The sequence below is a fragment of the Deltaproteobacteria bacterium genome (genome assembly GCA_016875395.1).
Lineage (GTDB): Bacteria > Myxococcota_A > UBA9160 > UBA9160 > UBA6930 > VGRF01.
Genome location: VGRF01000053.1, coordinates 1 through 9,548, shown reverse-complemented (window position 1 = coordinate 9,548; position 9,548 = coordinate 1). Strand labels below are relative to the sequence as shown.

General features: G+C 69.5%; 8 protein-coding genes and 1 pseudogene. 4 read left to right on the top strand and 5 right to left on the bottom strand.

Annotated features, from left to right (window positions below):
* From FJ091_21590 to FJ091_21580, 3 genes and pseudogenes are all read right to left on the bottom strand, one after another.
* A pseudogene (locus FJ091_21590) lies at nucleotides 1-1,023 on the bottom strand (nitronate monooxygenase).
* A 95-nt stretch (nucleotides 1,024-1,118) separates the two neighbouring features.
* The gene (locus FJ091_21585) at nucleotides 1,119-1,877 is read right to left on the bottom strand and encodes a CoA-transferase (GenBank protein MBM4385947.1); all 759 of its coding nucleotides are present in this window, start codon (nucleotides 1,875-1,877) and stop codon (nucleotides 1,119-1,121) included.
* Nucleotides 1,874-2,755: a CoA transferase subunit A gene (locus tag FJ091_21580; protein ID MBM4385946.1), complete on the bottom strand. Its 882-nt coding sequence runs from the start codon at nucleotides 2,753-2,755 to the stop codon at nucleotides 1,874-1,876. The genes FJ091_21585 and FJ091_21580 overlap by 4 nt, the downstream gene beginning before the upstream one ends.
* A 159-nt stretch (nucleotides 2,756-2,914) precedes the next feature.
* On the opposite strand from FJ091_21580, the gene FJ091_21575 reads away from it, so the two are divergent.
* From FJ091_21575 to FJ091_21565, 3 genes are all read left to right on the top strand, one after another.
* Nucleotides 2,915-4,366: an AMP-binding protein gene (locus tag FJ091_21575; protein ID MBM4385945.1), complete on the top strand. Its 1,452-nt coding sequence runs from the start codon at nucleotides 2,915-2,917 to the stop codon at nucleotides 4,364-4,366.
* Nucleotides 4,363-5,910, top strand: a complete 1,548-nt coding sequence (locus tag FJ091_21570; GenBank protein MBM4385944.1) for an AMP-binding protein — start codon at nucleotides 4,363-4,365, stop codon at nucleotides 5,908-5,910. Before FJ091_21575 ends, FJ091_21570 begins: the two co-directional genes overlap by 4 nt.
* A gap of 324 nt (nucleotides 5,911-6,234) precedes the next feature.
* Nucleotides 6,235-6,801 (top strand): hypothetical protein, encoded by a 567-nt coding sequence (locus FJ091_21565; GenBank protein ID MBM4385943.1) that lies wholly within the window; start codon nucleotides 6,235-6,237, stop codon nucleotides 6,799-6,801.
* Nucleotides 6,802-6,936: 135 nt separating this feature from the next.
* Here the strand turns inward: FJ091_21565 and FJ091_21560 are convergent, their stop codons facing one another.
* Entirely contained in the window at nucleotides 6,937-7,452 is a 516-nt protein-coding gene (locus FJ091_21560; protein ID MBM4385942.1) for a nuclear transport factor 2 family protein, read from the bottom strand.
* Nucleotides 7,453-7,462: 10 nt separating this feature from the next.
* Nucleotides 7,463-9,328 carry a cytochrome P450 gene (locus tag FJ091_21555; protein ID MBM4385941.1) on the bottom strand — a complete coding sequence of 622 codons (1,866 nt, stop codon included), beginning with the start codon at nucleotides 9,326-9,328 and terminating at the stop codon, nucleotides 7,463-7,465.
* Here FJ091_21555 and FJ091_21550 point away from each other — a divergent pair.
* The coding region (locus FJ091_21550; protein MBM4385940.1) for a GNAT family N-acetyltransferase at nucleotides 9,243-9,548 on the top strand (306 nt) is incomplete at its 3' end. The two genes, FJ091_21555 and FJ091_21550, sit on opposite strands and share 86 nt — an antisense overlap.

The window sequence follows — 9,548 nt, the reverse complement described above, 5'->3', positions numbered from 1 at the left end:
CGTCTCCTCCGCTTCTCGGACGATGCGCTCGATCAGCTCGGCGCAGGTCGGGCGGTCCGCAATCACTCCCGCGACCGTGCCGCTCGGCAGGTAGCCGCCTACGGGGTCGCCGTCGGTCATCGCCGCCTTCGCGAGCATCGGCGCGTTCGCGGCCATCAGCAGCTGCGAGCGCGTCAGCTTCTCGTTCGCTTGCAGCGCGAGCGCGCTCCGTAACAACTGCGGGATGGTCGCGCCGCTGGTGCGCCGGAACGCGAGCGCGTTGCGCAGCGCGAACAGCAGCTTCGCAGCGCCGCTCTTCGCCTCGAGCTCGCGCACCAGCTCGTTCACCACGACGCGCTGCGGCAGACCGTCGATCTCCTCGGTCACGATCACGTCCGTGAGGCCCGCCGCGAAATAGCGCTGCGCGGTCTGCGGCGGCACGGGGCTCTCCGCGGTGAGCAGGAAGCGCGTGCCCATCGCGATGCCGGCGGCGCCGAACGCGAGCGCGGCGACGAGCCCGCGCCCGTCTTTGAAGCCGCCGGCCGCGATCACGGGAATCTTCACCGCGTCCGCGCACGCCGAGATCAGCAGCGAGCTCGGAATCGTGCCCGTGTGCCCGCCGCCTTCGCCGCCCTGCACGACGACCGCGTCGGCCCCTGATTGCTCAGCCTTCTGCACGTGGCGCGGCGCGCCGCAGGTGGGAATGCAGAGCACGCCTGCGTCCTTCAGCTTCTGGATGAGCTTGCCGTCGGGCGAGCGGTTGTATCCCGCGGCGCGCACGCGATGGCGCACGAGCGCGTCCGCGATCACGTCCGCGCCGGGCGCATCCATCAGGAAGTTCACCCCGAACGGCTTCGGCGTGAGCGCCTTCGTCTTCTCGATCGCGGCGTCGATGTCTTCGGGGCGAATCGTCGCGCCCGCGAGGAAGCCGAAGCCGCCGGCATTCGACACGGCGGCGACGAGCTCGGGCGTCGCGACCCAGCCCATCCCCGTTTGGATGATGGGCGCGGGCACGCCGAGCAGGTCGCAGAGCGGGGTGTGGAGGGGGGAGCAGGGCACGAGTTCGCTGGTTGCTTTCGTTGCGGAACGTCCCCGATTCGGGGGCGTTGGTTGCTTTCGTTGCGGAACGTCCCCGCGAGCTAACGCACTTCCTTGTTCGCGAAGCCTTCGGGGTCGATCTGCTCGCGGATCAGCGCGAGCTCGCCCGCGCTCGGAAGGCGCGTCGTGGGCACGTCGCTGGCGATGGTGAGCTCGAAGCCGGTGTTCTTCACGACGTCGTCGACGCTCACGCCCGGGTGGAGCGACGCGAGGCGCATGCGGCGATCGGGCGTCGCGAAGTCGAACACGCCGAGGTTCGAGATCACGCGGCGAATCTCGTGGAAGCGGCGCTGCCGCGGCGAGAGTTTCGCCGCGCGGTCGTAGCCGATGCCGCACACTACATCGACTCGCGCGACGAAGTTCTGCTTCGAGTGATTCGGCACCCAATAGCTGGTGGGGTGGCTGATCGTGTTGCCGGGCGAGCCGCGCATGCCGATCAGCTGCGCCGCGGGCTTCGCCTGCGAGCCGACCGCGCTGAAGTTCTGGTTGCCGTACTGGTCGATTTGGCTCGCCATCATCACCACGTGGCGGCGCCCGCTCCACAACAAGTCGAACACGCTGCGGAACGGCATCCAGGCTTCGTACACCGGCGCGCTGCGTTTTCCGCTCACGGGCTGCACGCCGTCGACGAGCGAGGCGATGCCGTCGGTCATCAGCAGATCTGGCGCATGCGTGAGCTTCGCGAGCCGCGCGCCCACCGAGGGCACGTTGCCGAAGCACGAGACGAGGATTTCGCCGTCGCCGCGGAAGTTGTCGCTGATCGCCGCGGCGCAGACTTCGGCGCGCGTCACGTCGGTCATTGAGCCGTCCTCCGCGCACGGACTTTCGCCTGATACTCCGCTTCCGAGACGTCGAGCCACTCCGCTTTGAAGCGCTGCCAGCTCTCCTCGTCCTTCGCGCTCGCGGTGTAGTCGCGCTGGAACGCCTCGTCGCGCCCGTAGTCGGGCGGGCACTCGGTGAAGTGCGCGCCGCCGGGCGTCTCGATCACGCCGTCGACCATCATGCGGTTGATGCGCAGAGTCTGGATCGCGCCGCCGGCGAGCAGCTCCTTCGTCTCCACGATGCGCTCGCACGTCATGAAGCGGCGCTTCGCGGCGCCGCACATCACGTCGTCGAAATAGATGTCGGGGCCGAGGTACTGGCCGTTGCCGTTGGCGTCGGCGCGGTTCATGTGGATGAACGCGACGTCGAGCTCGAGCGCGGGCATCGCGATCAGCTCCTCCGCGTCGTCATAGGGTGAGCGCACGAGCTTCAGCTCGGGGTTGATCTCGAGCGCGCTCGAGCCGAGGCCCGCGCGCGTCGGGAGGAACGGGAGGCGAATCGCGGCGGCGTAGAGACCCCACTGGAACATGCCCTCGTCGAGCTCGCGGAACTCGACGGCGCCGGCTTGGCGCGCGGCGCGAAAGTGCGGGTCGAGCGGGATCGAGTCGAGCGACACGAACCCGGAGACGAGGCGCTTCACCTTGCCGGCTTTGCAGAGCAGCCCGACGTCGGGGCCGCCGTACGTCATCAGCGTCAGGTCCTTCACCGGCGAGCGCAGGATCTCGCGCACGACGGCCATGGGCTTGCGGCGCGAGCCCCAGCCGCCGATGCCGATCGTCATGCCGTCGCGCAGCTCGGCGACGGCAGCGGCGAGCGTCGTTCTCTTGTCCACGGCCCACGATCTCCTCACGGCCATCTGTGCCAGGCACCGATGGCCATGCCCGCCGCGGCCATCCGTGCCAGGCACCGATGGTCAGCGGCAGCCGCAGCATCGACCGCGGCAATAACGAGACGTACCGTATCATAATCTCCGAAGTTCGAGCGGAAACAAGTAGTTGCGAGGGCATACGGGCGCATGGCGAGAGTCTCGTACGGGGCGGCGCTCGGGTGGCTCGCAGCGCAGGAACCGGATCGCGTCGCGGCGGTGTGCGGCGCGCAGGCGATCACGCGCGGCCAGCTCGAGCGCGCCTCGAACCGGCTCGCGCGGGCGTATCAGCAGCTCGGCGTCGCTGCGGAGTCGCGCGTCACGATCGCGCTGCCGAACTCGCTCGAGTTCCTCGTCGCGTGCATGGCGGCGTGGAAGCTCGGCGCCTCGCCGCAGCCGATCTCGGCGCGCCTTCCAGCGAAGGAGCGTGAGGCGATCGTCGCGCTCTCCGAGCCGGCGCTCGTGGTCGGCGTCGCGGCGGGCGAGTACCCGAAGTTCGCAAGCGTGCCCGCGGGCTTCGCGCCCGATCCCGAGCTGAGTGACGCGCCGCTCGCCGACATCGTGCCGCCGCACGTGCGCACGATGACGTCGGGCGGCAGCACGGGGCGCCCGAAGCTGATCGTGGACCTCACCCCCGCGCTCGCGGATCCCGAAGTCGCGGAGAACTTCATGCGCCCGCGCGGCATCGCGCTCGCGCCAGGCCCGCTTTACCACGCCGGCCCGTTCATCGTCGCGTGGCAGTGCATCCTCTCGGGCGGAACGCTCGTGCTGATGGAGCGCTTCGACGCCGAGCAGGCGCTCGCGCTCGTCGCACAGCAGCGCGTCAACTGGGTGCTGTTCGTGCCGACGATGATGCAGCGCATCGCGAAGCTCGCGCCAGAGGTCCGTAACAAGTACGACGTCGCGTCGCTGAAGAACGTGATGTGCTCCGGCGCGCCGAGCCCGCAGTGGCTGAAGCGCTTCTGGATCGAGTGGCTCGGGCCCGAGAAGATCTTCGAGGCGTACGGCGGCACCGAGCGCATCGCGGGCACCGTCATCACGGGCGCCGAGTGGCTCGCGCATCCCGGTTCGGTCGGAAAGCCAGCGCCGGGCCGCATGATGCGAGCGCAGCGCGCCGACGGCTCCCAATGCGCCCCGGGCGAAGTGGGCGAGATCTACATGAAGCCCGCGAGCGGGCAGGGGACGACCTACCGCTACATCGGCGCCACGCCGACGGCGACGCGCGACGGCTGGGAGACCCTCGGCGACATCGGCTGGTTCGACGAGGACGGGTACCTCTATCTCGCCGATCGCAAGACGGACATGATCCTCGTGGGCGGATCGAACGTGTATCCCGCCGAGATCGAGGCCGCGATCGACGCACATCCGCGCGTGCGCTCGAGCGCGGTGATCGGCTTGCCCGACGACGATCTCGGCAGCCGCGTGCACGCGATCGTCGACGCCCCCGGAGTCGTTACGGAGAGTGAGCTGCGCGAGCACCTCGCCGAGCTGCTCATGGCCTACAAGATTCCGCGCAGCTTCGAGTTCGTGAGCGAGCCACTGCGCGACGACGCGGGCAAGCTGCGGCGCTCGGCGCTCCGAGACGAGCGGATCGCGAAGTGATCGCCGAGCTCGCGAAGTCGCAGCCGAGCGCGCTCGCGCTCACGGACGGCACGCGCTCGCGCAGCTGGAGGGAGCTGCAGGATCGCGTGGCGCGTTGGGCGCGTTTGTTACGGGAGACGCTCGGCCTCGCGCCCGACGATCACGCGGCGCTCCTGATCGGGAATCGCGTCGAAGGCGTCGAGGGCATTCTCGCCGCGATTCACGCGGGCGTGTGGATGACGCCCGTGAACTGGCACCTCACCGCCGAGGAGATCGCGTACGTCGTGCGCGATTCGACGGCGCGCGTGCTGTTCGTCGACCCGGCGTTCGCCGAGACGGCGCGCAGCGCGCTGGCGCTCGCGCGCGATGCGGAGCCGAACTTGCGGCTGCCCCTCGTGATCGCGCTCGGCGACGAGCTCGATCGCGCGCTCGCGAGCGCGAGCGACGCGCCCATGCCGCTCGCGGGCCCCGCCGGCGGCAACATGATCTACACGAGCGGCACGACGGGGCGGCCGAAGGGCGTGATGCGCAAGCGCGCCGGGACGCTCGGTGCCGCGATCGCGGCGCAGCAGGCTTACGCGCGCAGCATCCAGTGCGACGGCTCGGGCGCGCACCTCGTCACGGGCCCGCTCTATCACGCCGCGCCCCTGATGTACGCGATCTACGACAACTCGCTCGGCGCACCGATCCACGTGCTGCCGCGTTGGGAAGAGCGCGACGCGCTGCGCTGGATCGTGGAGCGCGAGATTCACCACACGCATCTCGTCCCCACCATGTTCGTACGCTTGCTGAAGCGCCTAACGAGTGAGGAGCGCGCCGCGTTCCGCCCGCCTGCGCTGCACACCGTGCTTCACGGCGCCGCGCCGGTGAGCGAGGCGGTGAAGCGGCGCATGATCGAGTGGTGGGGCCCGATCCTCTACGAGTACTGGGGCGGCACCGAAGGCGGCGTCACCACGTTCGTGGACCCGCGCGACTGGCTCGCGCACCCGGGCAGTGTCGGCCGCGCGCTGCCGCACTTCGAGGTGTTCGCGATCGGCGAGGGCGGTGCGCGGCTCGGCCCCGGCGAGCGCGGCCCGCTCTACGCGAAGCACGCGACGCAAACCGCGCTGTTCGAGTATCACGGCGACCCTGACAAGACCGCGCGCGCCTTCCTCGATCCGCACACGCACACGCTCGGCGACGTCGGCCACGTCGACGCGGAGGGCTGGGTGTTTCTCTCGGACCGCGCCGCGAACATGATCATCAGCGGCGGCGTGAACATCTATCCCGCCGAGGTCGAGGCCGTGATTCAAGAGCACCCCGCCGTTGCCGACGCCGCGGTGTTTGGAATCCCCGACGACGAGTGGGGCGAGCAGGTGAAGGGTGCGGTCGAGCTGCGCCCAGGCTTCGCGCCCAGCGATGCGCTGACGGCTGACATCCTCGCGTTCTGCCGCGCGAAGCTCGCTGGCTACAAAGTGCCGCGCTCGCTCGACTTCGAAGGGGAGCTCCCGCGCACCGCAACTGGCAAGCTCTACGTGCGCCGTCTGCGCGACAAATACTGGGCCGGGCGCGAGCGAGCCATCTGAGGCCGTTCGGGACGCGCTTCGATTGCAGGCCGCCGTGCTCCACACGCTCCGACACTCGCGCGCCGACTCGCCAAGGCTGATCGCGTGTCGACGCTCACAAAAAGACACCCGCATCTCGCCAAACACTGTGTGCAATCATTAGGGGTGGTGTCTCGCAAGCTAGGTGTGTTGTCTCCAGCACAGCAGGTACGGCGAATGGGTCACTGACTGCAGTTCTGAAACGCGAGCCCTCTAGCCTGCTGTGAGGGATGCGACACCTACTCGCGTAACGCTCTCATTCGCGAGAGCACTGCACTTGCAGGAAGCCTGCGGGGAGAGCGCAGCGTGGAGCAGTCGAATCGCGAACCCGCGACGAGCGGGGTAGCCCGGGTCGATACGAGCATCATCGAGCTCGTTACCTGGCCGATCGTGCTCGTCGACGCATCCCTGCGCATCGTGATGCTCAATGCGACCGCGCGTCTGCTCCCAGGCAGTGAGGCCGTCGTCGGCCGCGAGCTTGGCGCCCTGCTCTCTCGCGAGGAAGCAGAAGAGATTTACGCGCACGCGAAGCGTTGGGTGGACGGCGAGCTCTACCCGATTCGCCTCGTGTGGCCGCGACCGACGGGCACGCTCGACTTCCTGATCACACCGATTCGCCTCGCTGCGCCGCCCGACGCCGTCTATCTGTTGAGCTTCCAGCCTGCGGGGCCGATCGTCGCAGCGCTCTCCGGCGAGCCGGCGCTGTCTGCGGGGCTCGCACGCGAGTGGGGCGCCGCGATCAAGGACGCCGATGCCCAGCGCGCCGCGCCTCGTTACCTCGGGCGCGAAGGCGATGTAGGACTGATGCGGCTGACGGATCGCGAGTGGGAGATCGCGCAGCGGTTCGCCGTGGGCGATCGCGTCTCCCGTTGACTCCGCTCGCCTTCGGCTCGCTGCGCGCTTCGCTTGCGGCCTCGGCCGACCTGCTTGGGAGGAGCGTTCGACTGCGGGGTCGTTCTGGCGCTTGCTGCGCGGGTTGTTAGGCAGGATGAGTGCGGGCGGTTGGGATCACTTCTTCCAGAAGCGTTGCCAGCTTTCCAGAGACCAGGGGACGGTGCCGCGGCCGGTTTGGCTTTGGGGCCAATTCGCGGGGGGGAGTGTCAGGGGGTTCGTGCCGAGGTCGGCGCCGTAGACGAGGAGGTGTTTGCGACGGGCGAAGAGCCAGCGGCCGTCGCGTTTCTCGTAGGCGTCGTGGTACTGGATCGCGTGGATGATCCAGCGGGTGCTGTCGGGGCCGCCGTCTTGGATCTCGCCGCGCGTGTAGACCACGCCCGTGGCGTGCGAGTCGTCTGCGAAGTCGACGACGTGGTTGCCGACTTGCAGGAACGTCGCGCCGACCGCGCGCAGCGAGCGGTCGAAGTCGGCGCGCAGCGCCTCGCGCCCGCTCGTCTCGCGCGTGACGCGCACGTCGGGCACGTAGAGCGCGACGAGCTTGTCGAGATCGCGCGCGTCGAGGGAGACGGCGTAGCGATGCGCGAGCTGCTGAATCTCCAAGATCGCGAGCAGGCGTTCCGCGTCGGTCATGGGCGTCCCTTCAGCGAGGGGTGAGGCGCACGGGCATGCGCTTCCACGTGTTAAGCTCGTTCGAGCGCATGCGCGCGGGCTCGCCCGCGAGCTCGTACTTCGCGAAGCGCGCGAAGAATTCTTCGAGGAAGACGCGCGCTTCGAGCCGGCCGAGCGCGGCGCCGAGGCAGAAGTGCTCGCCGAAGCCGAACGAGACGTGTGGGTTCGGGTCGCGCGCGACGTCAAAGCGCTGCGGTGCAGCGAGCACGTCTTCGTCGCGATTCGCCGAGGCGTACATCATCACCACGCGGTCGCCGGCGCGAATCTTCACGTCGCGCAGCTCGGTGTCGCGCGTCGCGGTGCGGCGGAAGTAGTGCACCGGTGCGAGCCAGCGCAGGAACTCCTCGACCGCGCTCTCCGCGAGCGCGCGATTCGCTTCGAGCCGCGCGTACTCCGCGGGGCGCTGCATCAGCTCGAGCATGCCGCCGGCGAGCGTCGAGCGCGTCGTTTCGTTGTCCGCGATCGCGATCTGCACGAACAGGCCCGCAAAGGTCGGCAGATCGACCTGCTCGCCATCGAGCTGCGCGTCCTTCAGCACGCGCAGCAGCGAATCGCGCGCTCCTTCAGCGCCGGATTGAGCGAGCTGGAAGGCGTACGCGCCGAACGCGAACGCGCTCTGCGTGCCGGTGTCGCGGCCCTGCGCGATCTCGGGATCCGCCGCGCCCGCGAGCAAATCCGCCCACTCGCCGACGCGCTCGCGATCCGCCTCGGAGATGCCCAACAAGTCGCACACGATCGCGAGCGGCAGCGGGCGAGCCACGTCCATCACGAAGTCGCACTCGCGCAGCTCGGCCACGCGCTCGAAGGTGGCGCGCATCACGCTGCGGATGCGCGGCTCGAGCTTGCGCACCACGCGCGGCGCGAACGAGTAGAGCACGCGCTTGTGAATCTCGGTGTGACGCGGCGGATCGAGCGAGAGCAGCGTGGGCAGCTGATCCGTGAAGTCCGCGAGCTGCATGCCCTTCGCCTGCGCCGAGTAGATCTCCGGCTGGCGCGACACCGCGAGCACGTCGGCGTGCTTCATCACCGCCCAGTAGCCGCCGACGCCCGGCATCTTCTGCCACGACACCGGCTCCCGCGCGCGCACCTCGGCATACACGTCGTGCGGCGGGCCCGAAGAGGAGAGCACGTCGATGTCCAGCAAGAGCTTCATGCAGCGCGAGTGAAGCACGATCAGAGAGTCGAGCACACACGCCTCGTGGCGCATGTGCGGGGCCCCCTCAGGAAAGCTCGATGCGCATGGAGATCTCCGCCGCCGCCCACGAACGAGAGACTTCGACCCGCAGCAGCTCTCAGCGCCCCCCGCAGCTTCTGCAGCGCCTTCGTCACCGCCGCGAGCGCCGAGGGGCGATCGCTCGCGAGCGAGCGCCCGCGGATGTGCGCGCGCAAGGCGCGCCGGGAAGTACTCGTCGTAGAGGTGCTGCGCGAACGCGGGCAGCTCCCAGCTCGGCGCCGCGAGCAGCGCGCGCTGCAGGTGCAGCTTCGCGAGGCCGAGCAGCCACGCGAGCTCGGGCCGCAGCAAGCTGCCGCCGCGCGCTTCGAGGGCTGCGGCGTCGGGAAGCTTGCCCTGCGCGGGGCTCATGCCCTCGGTCTTGCACAGGAACTCCGCCGCCCACGCGAAGCCTTCGCGGTCGAGCCTTGCGCGCCGCTCGTCGAGCGAGAGCACGAGCGCCTGCGCTCGGTTGTGCGCGAGCACGCGCTCGCAGCTCTCTTCCGCGAGGGCGAGCAGCAGGGCGTCGCGCTGCTCCCGGGTGAGGGCGCCGCTCGGCGCTGGCGCCCTGAACCTCTCGTACTGGACGTACCCCGAGGCTCGACGGCGCGGCGCTGCATCGCGCACAGTTGCGCTCGTGCTGCCGCTCGCGTTCGGGGAGCTGGGTGCGGTCCGCGTCGAGGCAGCGATCGATGCGGACAACGCGCCCTCCCGGCGCGTCGCGGAGGGCGCCGGGTTCACGGAAGTGGGCGCGCGCGGCGGCCGAATCCTCTACGTGATGCACGCGCCCCCTTTACGGGACATCTCCGGCGGGCGTAATATCACCGTCCAAGAAGCGGAGGAGACA

What these genes read in the sequence shown, in the direction of transcription:
- FJ091_21585 (MBM4385947.1), bottom strand. Translation starts at nt 1,877, where the DNA reads ATGACCGACGTGACGCGCGCCGAAGTCTGCGCCGCGGCGATCAGCGAC.
- FJ091_21580 (MBM4385946.1), bottom strand. Translation starts at nt 2,755, where the DNA reads ATGGCCGTGAGGAGATCGTGGGCCGTGGACAAGAGAACGACGCTCGCC.
- FJ091_21575 (MBM4385945.1), top strand. Translation starts at nt 2,915, where the DNA reads ATGGCGAGAGTCTCGTACGGGGCGGCGCTCGGGTGGCTCGCAGCGCAG.
- FJ091_21560 (MBM4385942.1), bottom strand. Translation starts at nt 7,452, where the DNA reads ATGACCGACGCGGAACGCCTGCTCGCGATCTTGGAGATTCAGCAGCTC.